The sequence below is a fragment of the uncultured Endozoicomonas sp. genome, assembly GCF_947495845.1.
Classification (GTDB): domain Bacteria; phylum Pseudomonadota; class Gammaproteobacteria; order Pseudomonadales; family Endozoicomonadaceae; genus Endozoicomonas.
In genome coordinates, this window is the sequence record NZ_CANMAO010000007.1 from 1 (window position 1) to 24,412 (window position 24,412).

Annotated in this window: 24 protein-coding genes and 1 tRNA gene; 18 read left to right on the forward strand and 7 right to left on the reverse strand. The window is 46.3% G+C overall.

Translation table 11 applies throughout. The features are described 5' to 3' along the window. The 12 genes from Q1B11_RS06985 to nadA form a co-directional block, all read left to right on the forward strand. On the forward strand, positions 1-283 hold a 283-nt coding region (locus Q1B11_RS06985), incomplete at its 5' end, for a hypothetical protein (protein ID WP_299729703.1). A 104-nt stretch (positions 284-387) separates the two neighbouring features. Next, the gene (locus tag Q1B11_RS06990; RefSeq protein ID WP_299729706.1) at positions 388-3,075 is read left to right on the forward strand and encodes a PAS domain-containing hybrid sensor histidine kinase/response regulator; all 2,688 of its coding nucleotides are present in this window, start codon (positions 388-390) and stop codon (positions 3,073-3,075) included. A gap of 179 nt (positions 3,076-3,254) precedes the next feature. Further along, entirely contained in the window at positions 3,255-3,935 is a 681-nt protein-coding gene (tolQ, locus tag Q1B11_RS06995; RefSeq protein WP_366139439.1) for a protein TolQ, read from the forward strand. 17 nt (positions 3,936-3,952) lie between these two features. Then, positions 3,953-4,390 (forward strand): protein TolR, encoded by a 438-nt coding sequence (tolR, locus tag Q1B11_RS07000; protein WP_299729709.1) that lies wholly within the window; start codon positions 3,953-3,955, stop codon positions 4,388-4,390. Further along, positions 4,391-5,215: a cell envelope integrity protein TolA gene (gene tolA / locus Q1B11_RS07005; RefSeq protein WP_299729712.1), complete on the forward strand. Its 825-nt coding sequence runs from the start codon at positions 4,391-4,393 to the stop codon at positions 5,213-5,215. Next, positions 5,212-6,546, forward strand: coding sequence for a Tol-Pal system beta propeller repeat protein TolB (gene tolB, locus Q1B11_RS07010; RefSeq protein WP_299729715.1), 1,335 nt, complete (start codon positions 5,212-5,214; stop codon positions 6,544-6,546). Before tolA ends, tolB begins: the two co-directional genes overlap by 4 nt. A gap of 318 nt (positions 6,547-6,864) precedes the next feature. After that, positions 6,865-7,416, forward strand: coding sequence for an OmpA family protein (locus Q1B11_RS07015; RefSeq protein ID WP_299729718.1), 552 nt, complete (start codon positions 6,865-6,867; stop codon positions 7,414-7,416). A gap of 21 nt (positions 7,417-7,437) precedes the next feature. Further along, entirely contained in the window at positions 7,438-8,295 is an 858-nt protein-coding gene (gene ybgF / locus Q1B11_RS07020) for a tol-pal system protein YbgF (protein WP_299729721.1), read from the forward strand. A gap of 168 nt (positions 8,296-8,463) precedes the next feature. Further along, positions 8,464-9,102 (forward strand): 7-carboxy-7-deazaguanine synthase QueE, encoded by a 639-nt coding sequence (queE, locus tag Q1B11_RS07025; protein WP_299729724.1) that lies wholly within the window; start codon positions 8,464-8,466, stop codon positions 9,100-9,102. 16 nt (positions 9,103-9,118) lie between these two features. After that, positions 9,119-9,808: a 7-cyano-7-deazaguanine synthase QueC gene (gene queC, locus Q1B11_RS07030; RefSeq protein WP_299729727.1), complete on the forward strand. Its 690-nt coding sequence runs from the start codon at positions 9,119-9,121 to the stop codon at positions 9,806-9,808. Positions 9,809-10,010: 202 nt separating this feature from the next. Then, a tRNA-Lys gene (locus Q1B11_RS07035) sits at positions 10,011-10,086 on the forward strand. Positions 10,087-10,423: 337 nt separating this feature from the next. Continuing rightward, entirely contained in the window at positions 10,424-11,461 is a 1,038-nt protein-coding gene (nadA, locus tag Q1B11_RS07040; RefSeq protein WP_299729730.1) for a quinolinate synthase NadA, read from the forward strand. Between the two features lie 103 nt (positions 11,462-11,564). Here the strand turns inward: nadA and Q1B11_RS07045 are convergent, their stop codons facing one another. Both Q1B11_RS07045 and Q1B11_RS07050 read right to left on the reverse strand, forming a co-directional pair. Then, entirely contained in the window at positions 11,565-11,906 is a 342-nt protein-coding gene (locus Q1B11_RS07045) for a hypothetical protein (RefSeq protein ID WP_067522229.1), read from the reverse strand. A gap of 164 nt (positions 11,907-12,070) precedes the next feature. After that, positions 12,071-13,531 (reverse strand): M48 family metalloprotease, encoded by a 1,461-nt coding sequence (locus Q1B11_RS07050; RefSeq protein ID WP_299729737.1) that lies wholly within the window; start codon positions 13,529-13,531, stop codon positions 12,071-12,073. Between the two features lie 197 nt (positions 13,532-13,728). Between Q1B11_RS07050 and Q1B11_RS07055 the strand changes: the two genes are divergently transcribed. Together Q1B11_RS07055 and Q1B11_RS07060 are read left to right on the forward strand one after the other, a co-directional pair. After that, positions 13,729-13,959 (forward strand): sulfurtransferase TusA family protein, encoded by a 231-nt coding sequence (locus Q1B11_RS07055; protein ID WP_067522227.1) that lies wholly within the window; start codon positions 13,729-13,731, stop codon positions 13,957-13,959. 14 nt (positions 13,960-13,973) lie between these two features. Continuing rightward, positions 13,974-15,044 carry an AI-2E family transporter gene (locus Q1B11_RS07060; RefSeq protein ID WP_299729746.1) on the forward strand — a complete coding sequence of 357 codons (1,071 nt, stop codon included), beginning with the start codon at positions 13,974-13,976 and terminating at the stop codon, positions 15,042-15,044. A gap of 36 nt (positions 15,045-15,080) precedes the next feature. On the opposite strand, the gene Q1B11_RS07065 is transcribed toward Q1B11_RS07060, so the two are convergent. Further along, positions 15,081-15,608, reverse strand: a complete 528-nt coding sequence (locus Q1B11_RS07065; RefSeq protein WP_067522222.1) for a peroxiredoxin — start codon at positions 15,606-15,608, stop codon at positions 15,081-15,083. Positions 15,609-15,860: 252 nt separating this feature from the next. On the opposite strand from Q1B11_RS07065, the gene dapA reads away from it, so the two are divergent. Both dapA and bamC read left to right on the forward strand, forming a co-directional pair. Continuing rightward, a complete protein-coding gene (gene dapA / locus Q1B11_RS07070) occupies positions 15,861-16,736 on the forward strand; it encodes a 4-hydroxy-tetrahydrodipicolinate synthase (RefSeq protein WP_299729755.1) in 876 nt (291 codons plus the stop codon). Positions 16,737-16,762: 26 nt separating this feature from the next. Further along, positions 16,763-17,908 (forward strand): outer membrane protein assembly factor BamC, encoded by a 1,146-nt coding sequence (gene bamC, locus Q1B11_RS07075; protein ID WP_299729758.1) that lies wholly within the window; start codon positions 16,763-16,765, stop codon positions 17,906-17,908. A gap of 32 nt (positions 17,909-17,940) precedes the next feature. On the opposite strand, the gene glpD is transcribed toward bamC, so the two are convergent. Beyond that, positions 17,941-19,452: a glycerol-3-phosphate dehydrogenase gene (gene glpD / locus Q1B11_RS07080; protein ID WP_299729761.1), complete on the reverse strand. Its 1,512-nt coding sequence runs from the start codon at positions 19,450-19,452 to the stop codon at positions 17,941-17,943. A 286-nt stretch (positions 19,453-19,738) separates the two neighbouring features. Here glpD and Q1B11_RS07085 point away from each other — a divergent pair, with 286 nt between their 5' ends. Both Q1B11_RS07085 and Q1B11_RS07090 read left to right on the forward strand, forming a co-directional pair. After that, positions 19,739-20,473: a copper homeostasis protein CutC gene (locus Q1B11_RS07085; protein ID WP_299729764.1), complete on the forward strand. Its 735-nt coding sequence runs from the start codon at positions 19,739-19,741 to the stop codon at positions 20,471-20,473. Positions 20,474-20,794: 321 nt separating this feature from the next. Beyond that, complete coding sequence (locus Q1B11_RS07090) at positions 20,795-21,310, forward strand: GNAT family protein (RefSeq protein WP_067522213.1); 516 nt, start codon at positions 20,795-20,797, stop codon at positions 21,308-21,310. Between the two features lie 95 nt (positions 21,311-21,405). On the opposite strand, the gene sctV is transcribed toward Q1B11_RS07090, so the two are convergent. From sctV to Q1B11_RS07105, 3 genes are read right to left on the reverse strand one after another with little or no spacing between them, the layout of a single operon-like run. Beyond that, complete coding sequence (sctV, locus tag Q1B11_RS07095) at positions 21,406-23,487, reverse strand: type III secretion system export apparatus subunit SctV (RefSeq protein ID WP_299729771.1); 2,082 nt, start codon at positions 23,485-23,487, stop codon at positions 21,406-21,408. A gap of 46 nt (positions 23,488-23,533) precedes the next feature. Next, entirely contained in the window at positions 23,534-23,827 is a 294-nt protein-coding gene (locus Q1B11_RS07100; RefSeq protein ID WP_067584807.1) for a hypothetical protein, read from the reverse strand. 12 nt (positions 23,828-23,839) lie between these two features. Next, positions 23,840-24,235 (reverse strand): hypothetical protein, encoded by a 396-nt coding sequence (locus Q1B11_RS07105; protein ID WP_299729776.1) that lies wholly within the window; start codon positions 24,233-24,235, stop codon positions 23,840-23,842. Positions 24,236-24,412 lie beyond the last annotated feature (177 nt).

Genomic DNA, 24,412 nt, shown 5'->3' on the forward strand with positions numbered 1-24,412 from the left:
TCTATCAGAAATTGATCGCTGGTGCTTTTTTTCATTAAATCAGTTCATTTTTTACCCACAGATATCCCTGAAGAGCCGTAAAAATGAGGCGTGCCTAAGCATCTCGAGTTTACCCTGGCGAGATCAGGACACTACGACCGCTGGCATGATGAGAATTGCGCTCTCAAAAATTATTCCACGGTTCCCAATTCGCGAGGGCTGGAACAGATATAACCAAAAATATGAGTTTGATTTTAATAGACTGACCGACCAGTTGGTTTGTGATAAGGGTAAAGCCGCATAACTAAAGGCTTTTAGACAAAAAAACCGAATATAAGCGAGCCTGAAAAAATAGTTCGTCGATGTTGGTTTGTTTGAAATTATGCAATCTGACCAAACTTCCGTTTTATGGAAAATCTAAAGTCGAGTACAGGGTATAGCGAGCTATTTTTTCCAGATATTAGTAATAACTCCGTTTCTGACTTTATTTTAAATCCGGTAATTTCACATGAGAATCAAAGTCTCCCATGTGGTTATTTCTTAGAGGCTTTGGGTGAGGTAGTAAGTAGCGGTCGATTGACGTCGGTTAGAATTGCATCTAGAGGATATACTAGGTGGAGTACAGCTGTTCCGTTACCAACGGCAGGGTGGTTTTTCAGTTTTGCTATTAAGGAAAGTTACATCTTAGCGCCTCTAATAAAGCAAGCTGTTTTAAGTGGAGGTCTTATTTTGATAGCGCTACTTTGTTCTATTTTATGCTTGTGGATAGTGTCTGGAAGAATAGTGTCACCTCTCAATAGATTAAAAGAAGAGATGAATGCTTTTGGTGGTGTGGCTTCTTACTTCGGCCAGTCAGGGTGTGAAATAAATGATGAGGTTGTTAGTTTGCAAAGAAGCTTTCATCAGCTTAAAAATAGATTGCTGAGTCGTGAAAACGAAATTAAAAAATTGAGTTTTAATAATTTTGGGAGTTTAATTAATCAGCTTAAAGGTGGGTATTTTTATTTTAGTTTAAGTGAGTTTGGAGAGATTAAATATGTAAGTCCTTCCATTAAATCTGTTTTAGGGTTCAGTGAAGAGCAATTTGTTGGATTCTTTCAAAGCTACTTGACTGACTCTTCAACAAATATCTTTTTTAAAAGCATGCTTCAGGATCGATTTATGGATAGTCGTCTAGAATCCTTTGAGCTTGAAATGATTCATCGTGATGGAACTTCACGTTTCATCGAGGTTTATTGTGGAGGGCTCGCGCATCAAGGTGATTTGACAAGTTATGGATCAACATCTGAGTTCAGCATCGAAGGGCTTGGAAGTGATGTTACTAATAGGGTTAAAGATGCTGAACGCTTTCGATTACTAGTTGCAGGCTCACCAGATGCTATTGTTATTACGGATGATAAAGGTGTTATTCAACTGATCAATCGACAGGTGGTGAGCTTGTTTCGTTATGATGATGAAGATATTGTTGGTTTACCTCTATCGGTTTTAATTGATCCGGAGAGTCGCGATCAGCTTGTTTTGTTAGATCGCCTTGAAGTGAATTCTCCTGAGACGCACTGTCTGAATGAAGTTTTATCGAGGGGTTATAACCGGCACGGTTTCAGCTTTCCAATAGAAATTTCGAGCAATGTTCTAATGACTTTGGATGGCGCAATTATCTCAATTGTATTCAGGGATATCACGGAACGTGAAGCTATTCAAAATGAGCTGTTAAGAGCTAAAGAAACGGCAGAGAAAGCAAGCAGCGCCAAGTCGCTGTTTTTATCGCATATCAGTCATGAGCTCAGAACGCCATTAAATGGAGTGCTTGGTTATGCTCAGATCTTATTGATAGACTCGGGAATACCCGATCATTGCCGAGAGAGTTTGGGGTGTCTTGAGTCCTGTGGACTGCATTTGCTGACGATGATTAATGATATTCTGGATATCACAAAGATAGAAAGTGGAACCGTTAAAACAGACGCCGTTCCCTTCAACTTAAAGCAGACTATTGAGGTAGTACTGGCAAACGTAAGGGAGCTTGCTTATGCAAAAGTTTTGGAAGTGAAAGTGACTGTCAATGAATATGTGCCTGATGAAATTGTTGCGGACAATATTAAATTGCGTCAGATCTTGATTAACCTGGTGGGTAATGCTGTCAAGTTTTCAAGCGAAGGTATTATCTATTTGAATCTCAGTGTTGTGTCTGGAAGATTGCTTTTTGAGGTGATTGACAGTGGTCCAGGCATTGCATTAGAGGAAGTAAGCAGATTGTTCCAACCGTTTACCCAGCTTAATCAAGGAACTGATTCCGGAGGGGTTGGGTTAGGGTTGTCAATTTGCCACAGACTAGTTAAGGCAATGGGGGGCGAGCTTCAGGTTGATAGCGTCCTCGGAGAGGGAAGTAATTTCTATTTTTCGATACCTTGTCAAACTTGCGAGGGTAAGGAAGTTTCAGCGCTCTCATTGAATATTGATCACTCTGTAGGCATCACGAGCCACTCAATTAGTGCCACTAAAGGCAAAATACTCGTAGTTGATGACAGTCAGACAAACCGTAATATGCTGGTTAAGGCGCTTGAATCCAGATCCTATAGTGTTGATGCGGCTGCTGATGGAGTAAAAGCTTTAGAACTGTTTCATGCGAACCGGTATGAGGTGATATTAATGGATCTGAGAATGCCGGTAATGGATGGGTTTGAAGCAGCGCGGTCTATCCTTGCGGTCAGCGGCCAGAAAACGGTCAACATTATAGCTGTATCAGCCAGCGTCACTGATTCAACCCAAATGAAGATTACTGAGTATGGGTTTGCTTCTTTTATTTCAAAGCCAATTCGTTTTGACCAGCTGTTTGAAATACTTGAGCATTATATGGGCTCCGATCAAACTAATGAGTTAAGCATGCAGGTTGAACATGTTGTTATTAGTGAAATGACCGCTGCGATGAAAAGAACGCTCGATATAGGCGACATTGACAGCCTTTATCGGGTAGCGAGCACCTGGGTTGGAAATCGAGGTTATGGTGATTACCCTGATAAAATTGTCGCAGCTTGTAAATCTCTGGATATACATCAGTTAGAAACCTTATGTGATGAGCTGAAATCTTCACAAGGCTAAAAGAAATTTAGATATATTCAGTCTGTAAATTTTTTTGCAACCCTATCCATATAGTATCATTCAATACATAATTATCTTTTCAAAACGTGCTTGATCTATCTCTTTTCGCCTCTTATGGCTATCTATTTGATGATATGATCAGCGCCAATTTTTGTATTTGACGGTCTGAGAGGTTTTTAGTGGCAGAAAGCATGTCTCTTTGGGCGCTGGTGAGTAACTCCAGTTGGATGGTTTTGCTGGTTTTACTGATCCTGGTTGCTGCATCGGTTACTTCCTGGGGAATGATCATTCAGCGTGGGCTGTTAATTCGCAGTGCGCGAAATGAAATGCTCACCTTTGAAGATCGTTTCTGGTCCGGTATGGATCTCATTGTGCTTTATCGGGAAGTTCAACAGAATGAACATCCGAACTCAGGTCTTGAGCACATCTTTAAAGCGGGGTTTTCTGAATTCACCCGTCTTCGTAATCAGGGGACAGAAGATCCTGATGCGGTTATGGAAGGTGCTCAGCGAGCAATGAGAGTCGCTATTTCCAGAGAGCAGGAGCGTCTGGAGATGAATTTACCCTTTCTCGCCACAGTGGGTTCAACGTGCCCATACCTTGGTTTGTTCGGTACCGTGGTAGGGATTATGAACTCCTTTCGTGGCTTGGCTATGGTGCAACAACCCACGCTGTCCTCCGTGGCGCCTGGTATTGCTGAAGCGCTTTTGACCACGGCCGTAGGTCTGGTTGCTGCGATTCCGGCCGTTGTCGCCTATAACCGCTATGCCGCCAAAGTGGAAGCTCTGTTGGCAAACTATGAAACCTTTGCGGATGAATTTTCAAGCATTCTTCATCGCAAAGTGTATAGCAAAAATTAACAGGGTTTGTTGAGCTTATGGCACAGGTTAGAAATCGTCGCAAACCCATGTCTGAAATCAACATGGTGCCTTTCATCGACATCATGATGGTGTTGCTCGTCGCCTTTATGATCACTGCGCCGATGTTGACTCAAGGGGTAAAGGTCGAGCTGCCGAAAACCTCCAGCGAGAGTATTGCTTTGCCGGAAGATCGTGAAATTCTCACTGTCTCAGTGAAAGCGAATGGCAGCTACTTCATTGATCTGGGCGGCAAAAGTGATACGGCAGTCACCCTTGAATCATTGACCGAAAAGGTGGCTAAGGTGGTTGCCGCCAAACCGGATATCCAAGTGTTGATTCAGGGGGATACCAATGTTGCCTATGGTTCTGTTGTACAGTTGATGGCGGGCATTCAAAAAGCCGGTATCAGCCACGTAGGATTGGTTACTGATCCGGCGGCTCTGGAAGGACAGTAAATGAAAGGACGTTTTAGAAGTCTGTTCTCAGGGACGTTTTCCGGTGGACGGGAAAGTGAAAGTTATACCTTTGCCATTGCCTTGTCTGTGATTCTTCATGCATTGATGGTTATTTTGTTAACCATCAGCTGGCACACGGAATCAAAACCGAAGTTTACGCCGCCAATGCCCATCAGTGCAGCGCTTGTTGAGCTCCCGAAAGCGACGCCGAAGCCTGTTCGTGTGCCTGATAATGCCAAACAGAAAGCGGCGGAACAGAAGCGCATTGCTGACGCCCGGAAAAAAGCGGATGCAAAGCGCAAGGCAGAAGCTGAGAAAAAGGCTGAACAGGCGCGTCAGAAAGCCATTGCTCTGAAGCGTGAACAGGAAAAGAAAAAAGCCGAAGCGGATGAGAAAGCATTAGCAGAAAAAAAACGGCGTGAAGAGGAACAGCGCCGATTTGAGCAACAGCAAGCTGCCCTTGAGCAAGCGCTGGCAGCAGAAGCTCGTGCTCAGCAGGAAGCGCAACAGCTGGAACATGATCAACTTGAACAGGCACGGTATGTTGCACTGATCAGACAATTGGCTTCCCAATATTGGAATCGTCCCCCCAGTGCCAGAAATGGCATGGTGGCAGAAGTGCGGATCAACCTTTCGCCCTTTGGTGATGTGCTGGATATCAGTATGATGACGTCCAGTGGTAATGAAGAATATGACCGCTCCGTTATTCAGGCATTGCGGCGAGCCTCGCCTTTTTCTGAGCTAAAAAACCTTGAACGACGCCTGTTCGACCAGTATTTTCGACAGATAACATTTCGGTTCAGCCCTGAGGATTTGGTGAGATGAGGGAATTACTCAAAAGCTGCTTAGTCATTTACAGTTTGTTGTTTGGCATGCTGGCTCACGGTGAATTGTTGATTGAAGTCACTAGTGGTAATGATCAAGCTGTTTCCATTGCGGTGTCACCATTCAGCTGGCAGGGAGATCAAATTTTACCAGAGGATCCTGCTGGCATTGTTGATAATGATTTGAATCTCAGCGGCGTATTCAAAGCGATGCCGAGAACCAGTATGTTGAGTTTCCCTGTCAACGAGGCCGAAGTTTATTATCGTGACTGGAAGGTTCTGGGCGCTAACTATCTGGTGACCGGGCAAGTGTCGCAAACCGGCCCAGTGTTTACCCTCAACTATCAACTCTATGATGTGATCAGGGGCAAACGAATTGATCAAGGTGGTTTTTCAGGAACGGTCAGTCAATTACGTGAAATGTCCCACCGGGTCAGTGATTCTGTGTATGAAAACATTACTGGGCTAACGGGGGATTTTTCTACCCGAATTCTCTACGTCACGGCTCAACGCCACAGTGTAGAAAGAACAGATTATCAGTTGAACTATGCGGATGCGGACGGCAAACGAACCCGCAAAGTATTCAGTTCAAGAGAACCGATTCTGTCTCCCAGTTGGTCTCCTGATGGCACACGTGTGACGTATGTTTCATTCGAACAAGGTCGCCCTGCTATTTATATGCAGGAGCTGGCAACAGGAAAACGCAAGAAATTAACCAACTTTAAAGGCTTGAATAACTCGCCAGTCTGGGCGCCGGATGGAAAATCCATAGCCATGGTGCTATCTAAAGATGGCAATCCAGACGTTTATATTCTGGACTTGGCGACCAATAAATTCAGCAATGTAACCAGTCACTATGGTATCGATACAGAGCCCGATTGGATGCCGGATGGTAAGAGTTTTATTTTTACCTCGAATCGAGGCGGTGGTCCGCAGGTTTATCAGCAAGCTGTGTCCCGTAGAAGCAATGGTAAATTTGTCGCTGAAGGTAAACCAAAGCGGCTGACCTTCGAAGGCAAGTTTAACGCCCGTGCCAAGGTATTCCCTGATGGCAAGTCTATCGCGCTTGTTCATAAAGGTCAGGGGGCAGCGGCATTTAATATTGCCATTCTGGACTTGGATACCGGGCGCCTGCGACCACTGACGTCTTCTAAACTGGAGGATTCACCGAGTATTGCACCTGGTGGTCGGCGTTTGATTTATTCGGTTCAAGGTGGAGAACATGGCGAGCTGGGTATTGTCTCCGCCGACGGCCGCGTAAAGCAGCGTTTACCGTCGGCTTATGGTGATGTGCGCGAGCCAGCATGGGGGCCAGCTACTTCTTTGAAATAGTCTGGTTTCCTGAAGGTTTGACAGCAGCCTCCCGGGCCATAGAAGGATGCGGAGTTTGTAAGTGTTAACCCGCTGATTTAGTTATTAAATGCTATGCTGCTGTTACTACGAGAGTTACTACAAGACAGCAGTACAATATTTGAGGAATTCTTATCATCCCCTGGTATTCGTGCTAGTCGAGGGTCTTGACTTCTGATAGTGTACTGCTCGTTTAGTGATACTGATGTTGTATCTCAGTTTCGTAATGACTTTTTCAGTATATAATCGGACTGAAATGTGACTTTGGTGTAAATACCGTAAAAACGATTGGAGTTAACCATGCGTATGGGTCATTTTGTTAAGGTAGCAGCAATTGCTGTGACTTCTATCTGGCTGGCGGGCTGTGCTTCCAAGCAGGATTCTGCTAATACCCAGCCTTCCGTATCCGTTGAAGAAGAAGTGCTGGTAGAAGTGCAGCCAGTGATCGATCCTGCTGTACAGGCAGTGGTTGATAGTGGCAAGGTAAATGCTTCTGTTGAAGAAATTCAGGCGCTCTTGGATAAGAACACTTACTTCTTCCCATTCGACAGCTCCAAGCTGAGTCAGGAAGCATATAAGTCTCTGGATGTTCATGCTGCTTATCTGACTTCTGATCAGGGCTACATGAAGAACATCGTTATCCAGGGTCACACCGACGAGCGCGGCACCAGAACTTACAACCTTGCTCTGGGTGAGCGTCGTGCTAAAGCAGTTAAAGACTATCTGGCTGCTAAAGGCGTAGCTGCTGGCCGTATCGAAGTGATTAGCTTCGGTTTTGAAAAGCCACTGGACCCAGCGCATAATGATACTGCTTGGTCTATGAACCGTCGTGCAGTTATCATTACTGAGTAATTGCAAAATATAGGGGATTGAATGATTACAGGTAAAAAAGATTCGGCATTGCTATCAAAGCAGACCCTGGTGTTTTCGTTACTCGCAGTGTTTTCCTGCGGTGTAATGGCAGCTCCAGCCCCAGTTGAAGATTCCGTTCCCATGGGCGCGTCATCGGTTCAAACGGGCGTCAGCCAAATATCGGATCAACCTGTTCGTTCAATTCCTTCTGATCAAGTGGGCGGTGCTGATAACAGTACAGCTCATCTGATCAATACCCTGAATCAAATGCAGCAGGAATTGATGGAAGTTCGTGGCCAGCTGGAAGAGCAGGCTTTCCTGATTGACAAACTGCAGCGTGAAAACAGGGAGCGATATGTTGATCTTGACGATCGAATCACACGTCTTTCCAATTCTGGTTCAGCCACACCAAGTACTGCATCTGCCTCCAGTGGAATAAAGTCAACCACCCCGCCGTTATTAAAGCCATTGCCAGAAGTGGTTAATGAACCTGCAGACATTGAAGAAGAAAAAGCGTATCAAGCAGCGTTCAGTTTAATCCGATCCAAAAAGTTTGATGAAGCCAAAGCCGCGCTGCAGAAGCAGCTGAAAACCTACCCAACCGGTCGTTTTGCTGCTAATTCACATTACTGGTTAGGTGAAGTGGATATGGCTCAAGGGCGATATGATGAAGCATTGGCCTCGTTTCTAGTGGTGATAAAAGATTTTTCCAAGAGTGCCAAAGTTCCGGATGCCAGCTATAAGCTTGGGCGGATTTACGACTTAAAAGGTGAGCGCGACAAATCCAAAGCATTGCTCGAAGCGGTCATCGAAAAATATCCGGGCAGCGCAGCTGCACGTTTGTCTGACACGTATCTTCGGGCTATGGGTAACTCCTGACGGCTTGTTTCAGTGCGGATTTTTCTATCTGCACTGACTGTATTCCCCTCTTTTATATGTATCTAAACATCAACACCCATAATAAGGGTGATATCGATAATTAAACCACCTACAATAGTCCGCTGAATAATCACACAATGCTAAAGCATTATTCTGGCTGTAACGTTAATGCTAAGAATTTCAGAAATTTTCTACTCCCTGCAAGGCGAAACCAGAACTTCGGGATTACCGACGGTATTTATTCGGTTGACCGGATGTCCATTACGTTGCACATGGTGCGATACCGAATACGCCTTTAAAGGCGGGAGTTTGATGAGCCTTGAGGACATCGTTGCTCAGGTGGATGAGTTTAACCCGGGTTATGTGACGGTAACGGGTGGCGAGCCCCTGGCGCAAAAGGCGTGTCAGCAGTTGATGTCAATGCTTGCGGATAAAGGCTACGAAGTCTCTCTGGAAACCAGTGGCGCATTTGCTCTTGATGATGTCGACTCTCGAGTGGTGAAGGTGATGGATCTTAAGCCCCCTGCGTCTGGTGAGTCCCATCGAAACCTGTATGAAAATATCAGCCTGCTGGATAATAAAGACCAAATCAAATTTGTGATTGCTGATCGGGGAGATTATGACTGGTCAGTATCAAAACTGATTGAATTCGGGCTGTCGGAAAGAGTTTCTGATGTCCTGTTCTCCCCAGTGAGTGGCCAGCTTTCCCCGGAACTACTGGCAGGCTGGATTCTGGAAGATCGCCTGTCAGTTCGGTTTCAAATACAGCTGCATCGAATTATCTGGGGTGATAAACCCGGTGTCTGAATTAGAGAAACAAAAAATGAAAAAAGCAGTAGTTCTATTATCCGGTGGTCTTGATTCCACAACTGTGTTGGCAATGGCGAAAGAGCAGGGGTTTGAATGTTACACCGTCAGCTTTGATTATGGTCAGCGGCATCGTTCAGAGCTGGAAGCGTCCAGGCGTGTCGCTGACGCGATGGGCGTTATCGAGCATAAGGTTCTGAAGGTTGGGCTAACGGATATCGGCGGCTCCGCGCTCACGGATCAAACAATGAATGTACCGGATTTTGACGATCCCGAAAAAGAAAAAAACAGTGTTGTCCCCTCTACTTATGTGCCGGCAAGAAATACGATTTTTCTTTCGATGGCGCTCGGTTGGGCGGAGGTTCTTGGTTCTCGAGATATCTTTATAGGTGCGAACGTTGTTGACTATTCCAACTACCCGGATTGTCGGCCTGAATACTTACAAGCCTTTGAGCAACTGGCTAACCTTGCAACCCGTGCTGGTGTTGAGGGCGATAGTTTTAAAGTCCATGCACCGCTTCTGACCATGACCAAGGGCGAAATTATCGTCGCCGGTGATCAGTTAGGCGTGGACTATGGTATTACCGTTTCCTGTTATCAGGCGGATGCTCAAGGTGCTGCCTGTGGAATTTGTGATAGTTGTACGTATCGAAAGAGAGGTTTTGCGGAAGCTGGCGTGGCTGATCCAACGCTATACCAAGGCTGAGTATGGGCTACGAGCAATGTTATCCCCGTCGCCTTTCAAGCTGCTACTTTGTTGGCTGCTATCGCTCACCCCAGTCACCTACTGTTTGTAGGCTCCTGCGGATTCGCTCATTTGCCGCCGCGTAGCAACTTGAAATGCTTTGGGTATATAAGGAAAAATCGGTACTTGTAATACAAGCTCCTCCACGTATAATTTCTGGCACGGGTCGTTAGCTCAGTTGGTAGAGCAGTTGGCTTTTAACCAATTGGTCGTAGGTTCGAATCCTACACGACCCACCATTTCTGCTTTGTATTTCTTCATATTGTCCTAATTTTTCATTCAAGCTGCTGACTTTTCTACGGTGTGTTAGACTTCGCTTTTGTTTTCAGCCAACAGGCTGTTTAAGTAAGGATTTGCAGGCATTGCCTGTGCCTCTGTATACCCATTGGATTTTAAGATGCTACTAGGCGACAAGTAAGCGAAGCCTTTAGGCCCTCGGGTCCCGTGAGCCTACAAGTAGTAGGTGATCGGGGTGAGCGAACGCTGACAACAACGTAGTATCTTGAAAGACGATGGGGATAGACAGGTTGACAGAGCACTCCAGAGCTGAGTGCTGCTATTCCGGATGCCAGCTTTATGAATGCAGTGATAGATAGAGAGCTCGTTCAGGGCCATTTAAAACAAACGGCGGTGCCGATGGATTCGGCAGTGACGGAAGTTAAAAAAGACAGAATCAAAAGCCTGCTCAAGGAAAAAGACGCAGTACTGGTTGCCCACTATTATACAGACCCTGTCGTTCAGGCGCTGGCCGATGAGACCGGTGGTTTCATTGCGGACTCTCTGGAAATGGCACGCTTCGGTGCGCGCCATGATGCCCAGACGCTTGTGGTCGCAGGTGTTCGTTTTATGGGGGAGACTTCAAAAATTCTCAGCCCGGAAAAACAGGTTCTGATGCCGACCCTGGAGGCGGAATGTTCTCTGGATTTGGGTTGTCCTGCTGATGCGTTTTCTGCGTTTTGCGACCAACATCCAGATCGTGAAGTGGTCGTCTATGCCAATACGTCCGCTGCGGTGAAAGCCCGTGCCGATTGGGTAGTGACCTCAAGTTGTGCACTGGATATTGTGGAAAATCTGGATGCTGAAGGAAAATCCATAATCTGGGGGCCAGACAAATACCTCGGTGCTTATATCCAGAAAAATACCGGCGCGGATATGATTCTCTGGGACAGTAGCTGCATTGTCCACGAGGAGTTCAAGGCCAAAGGTATTCTGGATTTAAAACAGGTCTATCCGGACGCTGCTGTTCTAGTGCACCCGGAGTCTCCGCAGTCGGTGGTTGAAGTGGCTGATGTGGTGGGTTCTACCAGCATGCTACTGAAAGCTTCTCAGGAGATGCCAAATAAAACATTTATTGTGGCCACGGATCGTGGGATTTTCTACAAAATGCAGCAGGCCTCACCGGATAAACAGTTTTTAGAAGCGCCAACTGCGGGCAGTGGTGCGACCTGCAAAAGTTGTGCACACTGCCCCTGGATGGCCATGAATACGCTGGATGCACTGTTGGAGTGTCTGGAGTCTCCAGGCGCATTGAATGTGATTGAGGTCAGTGATGAGCTGCGCACAGATGCCCTAAGGCCCCTTCAGCGAATGCTGGATTTTACGGCATCTCAGTAGCTCTTAATCTCAGTAGCTCTTAATCTCACTAGCTCAAACTCGATGTTCCACTGCAAAATACCTTCCGTGTTATTCACGGGAGGCATTTTTGTATCAATGACTTTTACCCCAGCTGATCAATCATCACTGCGTTGGAATACACTAAACTGTTATCCTCAGCGCAATGAGCTACCAGATGGAACTGCCCCCTTTGGCTTTGCTGGCTGAGATAAACTCTCAGCTGGCAATCCGCCAGTGATCCACACTCTCTGGGAAGCTGGAGCTCCATGGTCTCCATATCAATGGCGAACATGACGTCTTCCTTGTCGCTGTCCAGTAAGCTCTCTTCAGCCTGCTCCAGGAGAAGATGATAGTGGTCATTAATGCGGAAGTGCAGATTGTTGATGGGCGTTGGACTAAATGCGCCGGGTTTTTTCTTCCAACCTTCAATGGTGAACGTATTCATCCTGAGACCTCCCTCTCCAAGATTTAATTAAGTATAGGCTTGAAGGGTATTCTTTCTGGAGCGAAAGGTTATTTTTTATAACTTTAAGCGCTATAAAATTCTATGGTATTTATTATTGTGAATATAAAGGTAAGGAGCCGCAAAAATACGGCTCACCGATAGGATTAGGAGTTTTTCAGTTTTTGGCGATAATCGCGGATATTGCTGAGCTTTTGTTGTAGTTTGGATTTCAGGGCAAAGTTATCTTCTGCCATTTTCATCGCGTATTGCAGATGCTTGATAGCATCATCCATATTGCCATTCAGAAAGAAATATTCAGCTCGGGATTGATGCAGGCCAATAATGTCCTCTGCTAACCCCTGAACTTCTGCCAGCTCGAACCAGATATCCGGGTCTTCTGGCCTTGAACGGCTCAAGTTAAGCAGGATATTCCTGGCTTCTGTGTAATTTTGCTGTTTGAGAAATACTTCTGCTTTGGCAGCTTGCAAAGGGTAGCTGTCCGGGTTAATGCTCAGTAACTGATTAATACGTTCCAGAGCCTGCTTGCCTTTACCTGTTTCTGATTCCAGCTGGACTTTCAAAAGAATCATATGTGGGTTATCAGGGTAATGCTGGAGTAGCCAGTTGGTCTGTTGTTCTGCTGTATTAAAGTCCCGGGCTTTCAACGAAGCAAGGGCAAGCCCGTAGCGGCTTGCTACTGGCGCATTGTCTGCTGCAACCGTGACTTCTTTGCTGAGCTGGCGAGCCATTTCATGGATGTTATTGCTACTGATGTAAGCTGCCCGCATTCTCATCAATTGATAGTTCAGTGAGCCAGCGTTTTTTACCGTTTTCCGAGTAGACATCTGATCGGCTCTCGCCCGGGAGTCGGAAATCCGGTTTTCTGTTACCGGGTGCGTTAACAGAAATTCAGGAGGGCGGCTGCCATAGCGACTGGCTTTGTTCATCTGTTCGAAAATGGCCGGCATTGCCTGTGGATCAAACCCTGCGTTGGCCAGCGTAGAAATACCGAGATTGTCCGCTTCTCTTTCAAATTGGCGGCTGAAGCGCAATTGTGCACTTTGCATACCGGCTACTGTTGAGGTCAGCGCTGCCGCACCGGCATCACCACCTGCGGTGGCCATAATCAGAATGGAACCTAAGAGCGCCGCCGCGGTGGGAATGCTCTGATTACGAGCTTCTTCCACATTACGGGCATAATGTCTCTGGCTGAGGTGAGCTAATTCGTGAGCGAGCACCGCGGCAAATTGAGGCTCTGTTTCAGCGTGCAGAAACAAACCGGTATTCACGCCAACAATACCGCCGGGTGCGGCAAAGGCATTCAGTACCGTACTGTCAATAACCAGTGGAATCAGTCGGTGATCAGAGAGCTGGCTGGCGGCAGAAAGACGGTGGGTCAGGCTTTCCAGGTAATGCTTTAACTCCGGATCAGCGACCATGGGCGTTTGATTGCGTAATATTTTCAGCCATGAGCGTCCGAGCTCATATTCTTCCTGCTGAGAAATAACGCCGGAAGTGGTATCCCCCAGGGCAGGCAGGTTCAGTGGATTGGCGTGAGCCAGCCACGGAACCAGATTTAGCGTTGTAGTCAGCATCAGGGCTGACAGTAAGCCCGCTTGCTTCATAGAATATCCATACTCCTGTGATCTGCGGTACACTCTATCATGAACGATTATGTAATCGTCATTAAAAACCTGTAAAAGCCTATAGCCGTGTATCTTACTTTTTTGTCATTTTATCCTCTAAAGTTCTTACACACTTTTGACGCTTCTTAATAGAAAGCTGGTAAGAAGCAGGTAAATAGTTAAGAGAAAATCGCAGTATGCAAAATGTGGATCAGGAGCTCGACCTGAAAGGATTGAATTGCCCTTTGCCCTTGTTGAAAGCCAAACAGGCGTTGAACAGCATGAAACCTGGTGAAGTACTCAAGGTCTATGCAACGGACCCCGGCTCGGTTCGAGACTTTGCCAGTTTTGCCAATATCAGTGGTCATGAGTTACTGGCCAGCGAGGAGAAAGACGGTGTATTCATTCACACCGTGATGCATAAATAAAAAGGGACTCATTCATGCTGAATGTTTTGAAAGGCTGGCTGCACCGATACTTATCCGATCAGGAAGCGGTGGTTCTGCTGATTCTATTGATCATCGGGTTTACCGTTATCCTCACGATGGGAAGGATGCTGGCGCCTGCTTTGGCGGCACTGGTTCTGGCCTACCTGATGCAAGGTCTGGTCAGTTGGCTTGAGCGGCAAAAGTTATCTCATACGTTGTCGGTCAATGTCGTGTTTTCCGGTTTTTTTACCGCATTCCTTTTAGTTATTTTTGTCGTGATGCCTTTAATCTGGGAGCAGGTGACGCAACTGCTTAACGCATTGCCCAATATGGTTCGTGAAGGATTACAGTTGCTGAAAAGTTTGCCGGAAATGTACCCGGGATTTGTGTCGGAGCATCAGGTAGCTCTGGTCGTAACCACAATCAATCAGCATCTGGCCGATATTGGGCAATGGGCGTTTTCTTTTTCTATTTCAAAGCTGCCGGGCATTCTGGCACTGCTGGTGTATGTTATTCTGATCCCGATTCTTGTGTTCTTTTTTCTAAAAGATAAGGATGAGTTACTGCACTGGATGGCGGGGATTTTACCAAGACGCCGTCGTTTGATTGATCAGGTGGCGGATGAAATGAATGGGCAGATTGCTAACTATATCCGCGGAAAAGCCGTGGAGATCATGATTGTTGGTGGCGTCAGTTATGCTTTTTTTGCCATTTTGGGGCTAAGTTATTCGGCATTGCTGGCGGTTTTGGTAGGCTTCTCTGTGGTGGTTCCTTATATCGGTGCAACGGTAGTAACGTTGCCCGTTGCTGTGATCGGCTTTTTCCAGTGGGGAGCGACTGATCAGTTTGCCATTCTGATGATTGGTTATGGCATTATCCAGGCGCTGGATGGCAATGTGCTGGTGCCGCTTCTATTTTCTGAGGCAGTGAATCTGCACCCGGTGGCGATTATTGTTGCGGTATTGGTATTTGGTGGTTTTTGGGGATTCTGGGGCGTCTTTTTTGCGATACCACTGGCAACGTTACTGAAAGCCGTAATGAATGCCTGGCCGGCCGTGGAAGAGATGGATGCTGGAGCGGGATAACGATACCCCGCTCAACAGAAAGTTCAGGCGTCTTGATTACTCATCTTCATTCTTACTTTCAGAGCTGCTTTCAGCCACCTCGGCTTCTATTGCCTGGGTGTCTACCATCTGGGCGGCCTGCAACACATCTTCTACATGACCTTTGATGCGAACTTTGCGCCATTCGTGTTGCAAGGTGCCGTTGCTGTCGATCAGGAACGTACTCCGCTCGATCCCCATGTACTCTTTGCCGTACAACTTCTTGAGTTTGATCACGTCAAACAGTTTACACAGTTCTTCGTCCGGGTCGGAGATCAACTCAAAGGGGAAATCATGCTTTGCACGAAAGTTCTCATGGGCTTTCATGCCATCTTTGGATACACCAAAAATCAGGGTGTCAGAAGCCTGAAATTGCTCGTAAAGATCTCTGAATGCCTGACCTTCACTGGTGCAGCCTGGAGTGTTGTCTTTCGGATAGAAGAAAAGCACCACTTTTTGGTCTTTCAAGTCAGAGAGTTTTACCGTGGTATTACTGGTCGCCTCGGCGGTAAAGTCCGGAACAGGGTGGCCAAGGGTTACACTCATACTTTTTTATCCTTAGTCGTGTGAGGCTGTTGCGTCAGGTCAGTGCTTGCTCTGACCTTTTGTCTCAGCTGCTCTCATTATGTAATTCAGAAGAACAGTCTAAACCATCAATCAGAAAAAGGCAGGTTTGCAATAAAAATTAAGCAAACGAAAACTTTTACTACGTGAGCCTTGCGAAGTCTGGTTTTAACCTTGTGAATGCGTGAGGGCATGAGTAACATTACCGGAGATTATGCCTTTAGGAGTGAACTGATGATTACCGGGAGCCTGGTGGCGATTGTCACGCCCATGCACAGCAATGGCGAACTGGACTGGGAAAGTATGAGTGCGCTGGTTGAACATCATATCGACCAGGGAACCGATGGTATCGTGGTGGTAGGCACCACTGGTGAGTCGGCTACTTTGACAGTACAGGAACATTGTGAAGCGATCAAACGCATGGTAGCTCAGGTGAATGGACGTATTCCGGTGATTGCCGGAACCGGTGCCAATTCAACTCTTGAAGCTGTTCATTTAACCGCAGAAGCGAAGGTGCTGGGTGTAGATGCCTGCCTGCTGGTCACACCTTATTATAATAAGCCCACTCAGGAAGGCTTATACCTGCACTATAAAACCGTCGCAGAGTCCGTCGCCATCCCGCAGATTCTTTATAACGTGCCCGGTAGAACCGCTGTGGATATGCTGCCGGAAACCATTGGCAGGCTCAGCAAGCTGGACAACATTGTTGGCGTGAAAGAAGCAACAGGTATTGTTGAGCGTGGCACGCAGATTCGTGCGCTTTGCGGTGATGACTTTGCTATTTATTCCGGTGACGATGCCACAGGTATGGAGCTGATGCTTCAGGGTGCCAATGGTGTGATTTCTGTGGTAAACAATGTTGCGCCTGAAATCATGCATGATTTATGTGTTGCGGCTATTGCCGGTGACCGTAAAACGGCGGAACAGCTCAATGCAAAAATTGATGCCCTGAGCAAAAACCTATTCCTGGAGGCTAACCCGATTCCTGTGAAATGGGCGCTGCAGGAAATGGGCATGATTCAGTCTGGCATTCGCTTACCGTTAACGCCGCTTTCCGAAAGCCATCATTCGGCAGTGAAAAGTGCGCTACAACAGGCAGGTTTAATTTGATGGTTTCAGCCTTAAGGAATAGTAAATTGTTAAAGGATACTCGTTCAGGCCTGTGGCTCCTGGCGGGGGTTGTTACCCTGACAGGTTGTACCAATCCATTTGGGCAGGAAGGTTATTTGCGTGATCGCTCCGGTGATTACACAGAAGCTCGCGTGACAGAGCCGGTTAAATTGCCAGAAGGCGGCGATAGTGTGCTGCTTGGGGATATTCTGGTGATTCCTGATATCAGCCAGCCCCATGAAGATCTGGGCAAAGAATTTGACGTCCCCAGACCTTCCCAACGCCTGATGCTGAAAGAAGGCGAGAATTACAGTCTGGAGCGCAGTGGCACTCAGGAATGGCTGGCTGTGGACAAAGCACCTGCAGAAGTATGGCCTGGTGTTGTGGGTTATGTGAACAGCCTTGGAGTCAATGTTGTTATTAAGAATCCTGTGAAAGGCACCGTTGAAACCGGTTGGACGGACTTTAATAATGCCGAGAACCAAGGCGTATTGTACCGAACTCTGGGTAAGCTCTTTGGCGCTGATCACGCTGGCTCAATGGAAGACCGTTTTCGCTTTGAACTAAAGTCCGGTATTAAACCTGGCTCTTCTGAAGTGTATGTTTATCATCAGGGGCGTCCGCTGTCGGAGAAAGACAAGGAAAATGTACCATCCCAATGGGATAATCAAGACGAGCGCAGCCAAAAGCTGGATAACGAGGTGCTTGCAGAGCTCTTAATTTATCTTGCGAAAGCTGAAGTGAATTCTTCTGTGTCTCTTCAGGCGCAAAGCATTGATCTGAGCTCTCAGGCGGAAATCACTCAGGATGGCAATGGCAACCCGGTTCTGACTATTCGTGGCGTATCCTTTGCCCGGGTTTGGGACTCTGTTGGTAGCGCTCTGGATAAAGCGGGATTGAGTGTACTGGATCGTAACCGTTCGGCTGGCCTTTTTTATCTTTCTGAAGACTTGACGACTAAAAAGCAGTTGGAAGAAGAGAAAGGTTTCTGGTCTACCCTGTTCGGCAGTGATGAAGAGGAAAGCGAGAACCAGGCAGATGAGAACCGTCTAACGCTTCGGGTTAGCAATTATGCGGAAGTGGTACAACTCTCAGTCGAGAAAAATGTAAACACGTCAGCGCCAGAAGATATCACTCTGAAGTTGTTAAATTTGGTTTGGGATAATTTCTGATAAAAAGCAGGCGTCAGCCTGCTTTTGCGTTATCAGCTATTTAAAGTGTTGAGCAGCTGTTCAAGGCTTCTTATCTCATTTTTAGAAAACCGTAATCCCAACTTGCTCCGCCGCCAGAGAATGTCCTCGGCGGTTCGAGCCCACTCACTGTTAAACAGATAGCCCACTTCTTTTTCGTAAAGGTCTGAACCAATCAGTTCGCCTAAATCTTTAATAGATTCTGCGTTGCCTAAGATTTTGTAGCAAAGCGTGCCGTAATTTGCCACAAGACGCTGGTTGAGTGAATCCGGCAACCATGGATATTCAGTCGTTAGTTTCTGGCTCAGTAATTCTTTGCTGTCGAAATTCCCGCCGGGCAGAGGTGCATCTGCTGTCCAGGATTGGCTAATGGTTTTTCCTTCCTCGTTAAAGAAAGGACTGAGTTTATTGACCGCGGCTTCCGCAAGCTTTCTATAGGTGGTGATTTTACCGCCGTAGATGGATAGCAGAGGAGGTTGGTTATTTGAATGGTCGAGCTCCAGAGTGTAATCCCGGGTGATGGCCTGAGGGTTGTCCGCATCGTCATCTAATAATGGGCGAACTCCGGAATAACTGGTGATAATGTCAGCCTTATCAATCTTCTGCTTGAAGTATTTGTTGACGACAGCGATCAGGTATTGTTTTTCATCATCTGAAATCGAGATATGGTCAAGGCTGGTTTTATGTTCCACATCCGTGGTGCCGATCAATGAAAAATCTTGTTCAAAGGGGATAACAAACACGATTCGTCCATCGGTATTCTGAAGGATATAAGCCTGAGGTTGGTCGTGAATCCTGGGAACGATAATGTGGCTGCCACGAATCTGGCGGATATTATTTGGCGCGGCTTCATGGAGAGCTTTATCAAACACATGATTAACCCAGGGACCTGCCGCATTGACCAATGCCCGGCTGGATATTGTCGTGACTTCTTTGCTGGTTTGGTCCTGAAGTGTTATCTGCCATAAATCACCCTGTCGCCTGGCTTCAATACAACGAGTTCTGGGCAAAATGGTTGCACCACGGTTGCGGGCGTCCATCGCATTCAAAACCACTAACCGTGCATCTTCTACCCAGGCGTCGGAGTATTCAAAGCCCTTGGTGATGTTGTTTACCAAAGGACTATCAGTATCAGTGTTGAATGAAATACTCTTTGACGCAGGCAGCGTTACCCGTTTAGACAAGTGGTCGTATAAAAACAGGCCCATTCTCAGCATCCATGCGGGGCGGAGATGCCGTTCGTGAGGCAGGCAAAATCTCAGGGGCTTAATAATGTGGGGCGCTTTTCTAAGTAATACTTCCCGTTCCGCCAATGATTCATGCACAAGACGAAATTCATATTGTTCAAGATACCGTAACCCGCCGTGAATAAGCTTGCTGCTTGAGGAGGATGTTGCTGAAGCAAGATCACCCTGTTCACATAAGATCGTCTTCAGCCCTCTACCGGCCGCATCTGCAGCTATGCCTGCACCATTGATACCTCCACCAATAATGAGCAGATCATAGGGTTGTGAATGAGGGGTCATGAAACAGCTCCCGTGTTTTAGACGCCAGATGTTGTCTGGTTTATTTATTGTAATCGAACTTTTATACTAACATCGTTTTCGTTTGCGAACATACATATTCTTTTTCGAATAACTATATGGCATTAGATATCAATCTCGCCATAAACGGTATCGGCGAAAGTTAGGTTTTAATGGTCGGTACTTATATATTTGGGCTGTGCTGATGTGTCGGATAGCGATAAGATTCACTGAAACGCGTTAAGTCACAGCTTTGAAGCTGTTCTGTTTATTCAAGAATGGATGTTCAATGATACCCGTAGAAATTTGCGTCCACAGTCAAAGTGAATCAGCTGTTCTGGAATCTGTCTCTGCTGCATGGCAGGGCGGTGCAAGCCGTATCGAGCTGTGTTCGGATATGGCTAATGATGGTCTAACGCCACCGGTGAGTCATATTGAAGTAGCTCGCAGGACATTTGTTGATCGAGCAGGGCTGATGGTCATGATTCGTCCCACCCCGGGAGGCTTCTTTTATGATGCCGAGACCGTTCGGCTTATGGAAAAACAGATTTCAGATGCCGGTAATGCTGGGGCTGATGGTGTGGTCATCGGTGTTCTTGACCCTGATACCGGGAAAATTGATAAGGAACGTTGTCGCCGATTAGTGGGTAAAGCCAAAGACAGAGGCATGCAAGTCACATTTCACCGCGCTTTTGATGCGATTACTGATTGGCAAAACGGCCTTGATGATTTGATAGAGCTGGGCATTGATCGTGTATTAACAGCGGGCATCCCCTGGGGGAAGGCAGGGACGGCTTATGATGGCCTTAATTGCCTGGAACATATGCTTCGTCACGCCCATGGTGAAATAGAGCTGGTTGTTGGTGGTGGCGTGAATCTACAGAATTCGCTGGAGATATCCAGAGCGCTGATTAGAATCAATGCGCACTTCTCTTTGCACACTTACAGTGCCGTGCTGGAGAGCGATGTGGTCAGTCAAGACAAGGTCTCATTACTTCGTAAGACATTAACCTCGCTGGTCTGAATCAATCGAATAAAAGTACTGGTACGATTATTCTGTAACAGTACTTTTATGCCTCTTAATTGGATTTCAAGGACAGAAAGACAGTAAGTTATATAGATAAAAGGAAAAACACAGAATGCGTATTATACTGGCATTCATATTCAAGGATTAAGCTTTTGAGACTATTCAAAGCAATACATAAGGATTCGATAATACTTACTTTCAGCTTTACTGGTTACATTCAGGCAATAATCATTGTGTGCTTATTATTCGATTTAGACGAATAAAGCCTTTATTTCTATTGCCGATGTCCTACCTGATAGCTGATATCAGGAAAAAAATATGCACATTGATTTGGGTAACGGTTACTGTCTCAGAAGATTTCTTTATGGAGACGCCATTGCTCTCGCTAATCATGGTAATAACCCCAAGATTTCTCAATATTTAAGGGACACCTTTCCGAATCCCTATACCATTGAACATGCCAGAGCCTGGGTTCAGCATGTGAAAGAGCATGAAACCAAAACCCGGTTTGCCATTGATTATAATGGTGAGGCCATTGGTGAAATTGGGTTTGTGGTGCAGCTGGATGTTCATCGTTTCGGCGCGGAGATTGGTTTTTGGGTATCCGAAGATCATTGGGGAAAAGGCATAATGACCAAAGCACTTTCCTATGTTACCAATTATGCGTTTGATGAAATGGGGCTGGTGCGTATTTATGCAGACGTTCAGGCCAGAAATCCAGGTTCAAGAAAAGTATTGGAAAAGTGTGGTTTTGAACTGGAAGGTGTTATGAAAAAGCATGTTTACAAAGATGATCAGTTTATTGATCAGCTGGTGTTTGCCCTGGTTCGTTAATTCTAGTTCGTTAATTCTGGTTTCTTAATAAAAGCGAATAAATAAAGCCGCAGGGGAATATCCCGGCGGCTTTATTTTTGTGCTCAATAAATCGATTACAGTGAAATACGACCCAGGGGTTGAACCGTAATTTCTTCAGTCAATTCTTGATGGGAAAGAACCGCCAAGTCATAAATCTCAAGTTCAAGTAGCTTTCGAACATAGCGGCGAATATCCATCGATGTGATCAGCACAGGCTTGTGTTCCAAATGGCCTATTTTGCCCACGGAATTTTTCACATTCTCTACAAACTGGGCAGAGGTCGACGGGTCAAGGGCAAGATAGCTACCTGCAGAGGTCTGACGAATACCGGAGCGAATGGTGTCTTCCACATCCTGATCCAGTAGATACACTGGCAGCATGTTCTTGCCATTGGAGTATTTGTAGCTGATATAACGCTTCAGTGATGAGCGAACATATTCGGTGAGCTGCACCACTTCTTTTTCTTTATGCCCCCACACCACCAGGGACTGAAGTATAGAACGAAGATTCCGGATTGAAATATCTTCAGACACCAGTCGCTGGAAGATCTCAGTGATTTTATTAACAGGCAAGAGGCGCTGTACTTCTTTGATCAACTCGCCGAAGCTGCTTTCCATTTTCTCAAGCAGGTAGCGCGCTTCCTGAATGCCCACAAAGTCTTCCGCGTACTTCTTCAAAACATGAGCCAGGTGGTAGGTCATGATTTTTGGGGAATCCATAAAGTTCACATTGTTGCGTTCCAGCTTGTCTCGCTGGCTCTCGGCCACCCAGAGTGAATCCAGACTGGGAAGGAAGGCATCACCCACTTCATAGGGGATTTTTAACATGTCTAAATGATCATCGCTTTCGCGAATAAACAGGTATCCCGGCTTAAAGTGACCCGAGGCCACAGGGACTTCTTGTAGAAGAATGGTGTAGGTGTTTTCTTCCATCGAGTCATTAAAGCGAAGATGGATACCGGGGAAGGGCACACCAAGATCCATATAAAGGGATTTGCGCACCTTGAGCAGTTCTTCGTTTAACGATGTGGTGTTCAGGCTGTTTTGAATTGACGTGGGTACATCGATAATCAGGGGTAATGTCTGGGTAAATTCTTCTTGCTGATCCAATCTGGATTTTGCTTCTCCTGGCTTTTCTGTGGCTGCAGCCATTGCTGGTATGCCGCCATCTTCTTCAGAAGTTCTTTTCTTTTCAGCTTTCTTAAACAGATAAAAGCCACCGCCCCCGATAAGGGCTGCAAGAATTAAAAAGGTCAGTGTTGGAAAACCGGGGACAATACCGAACCCCAGTAACAGTGTTCCACCAACCATCAGTGCTTTTGGTTTATCGGTCAGTTGAGTACCGATTTCATTACCCAGATCTTTTGCTTCCTCGTTGGATACACGGGTAACGATGATGCCCGCAGTAATGGAGATCAAAAGAGCGGGGATCTGAGAAATCAGACCATCACCGATGGTGAGAATGGCGTAAAGCTGCAGTGCTTCGCCACTGGACATACCGTTACTGGTACCAATCGCAACACCAGCGGTGATGTTAACGAAGATGATGATCAAGCCGGCAATGGCATCACCTTTAACAAACTTCATGGCTCCATCCATGGAACCAAACAGCTGACTTTCTTTGGTAACAAGCTCTCTTCGTTTCTGAGCTTCCTCCATCTCGATGGCGCCGGCCCGCAGGTCAGCATCAATACTCATCTGCTTACCAGGCATGCCGTCCAGAGAGAAACGGGCACTCACTTCTGCAACCCGCTCGGAGCCTTTGGTGATAACCAAAAACTGCACAATGGTAATAATCAAAAAGAGAACCACACCAACGACCAGGTCGCCACCCGCCACAAAGCTACCAAACGTATAAACAATTTCACCAGCATCTGCTTGCAGCAGAATCAGACGTGTGGTGGTGATGGATAATGACAGTCGAAACAGTGTGGTAATAAGAAGCACGCCGGGAAATGATGAAAATTCCAGAGGTGACTTCAAATAGATAGACGTCATCAAAAGTATGGTTGCAATGCCCATGTTCAGGGCAATCAGAAAATCCACCAGTATGGTGGGCATGGGAAGGATAATGAGTGCGATAACCGATACCAGCAAGGCTGCCAGTACCAAATCGTTACGTCCCCCTAAGTTCAGCCCGGGTAACAGTTGTGCCATGTTAGGTATGCCATCACTGTGGAAGAGCTGACAAAGGTATTGAAAATCAGTTGCTTACTGCTGACTTTCGCTTCTTGAGCAGGGCTCTTCCTTTAATCCAATTGATTGCCCTTACATCACTGCCGGGCGGCGTATATCGCAGAAAATTATCGGCGGCACGAAGTGAATCTTCAGGTTGTTCTGCTTGCAAATAGGCGTAGCTGAGCATGCGGTACACATCTGGATCTTCCGGGGTCATGGACTCGAGTGCCTCTAGCAGGGCAATCGACTTTTTCGGTTGCATGTACTCGATATAATAAGATGCCTGACACAGCATCCAGGTATGCAGGGGCTTTTCCATGGTGTGGTTCCTCTAGCTGGCAATCAGGACATTGCGGCACATCATCAGGTATTCGCTGTCTTCTTTTGCTTGTTCTATGACATCAAGAGCGCCCTGAATAGCCTTGGCTTTTTTCTTATCCTGTTTTTCTTTGTTCAGATAATCAGCCAAAGATTTGATGGCCTGCCTGGTAAGCCGGTAATGTTCTTCAGGGGAGGCATGAACAATAGCTGCAGGAATATTGGTTGCAAATTTTAACTCCTGTTGGGCAAGGCTTTTGTTCATCTCCAGAGCCTTCCAAGTATGGTCGACTACTTTTTTTCCGGAAGGTTTCAGAGAAGATTTTGATTTAGGGAAGTCCGTTTCATTTTGCGAGTTCTGGACTCTTGAAATACCCGTAATACCATTACCAAACGTCACTGGAGTCATAGCTTTGCCTCATCATCTAAAAAGCATTAGTTAGCATCGGATAGATAATTGAAAGATCAAGCGGTTAGGCTAACGTTTATTACTTTTTTGACGAAATACTAGTTAATTGAGTTTATTTTCCGATAAACTGAAGTCGATCGTATATTTATTGACACATAACGGAATTTCAAAGCATCT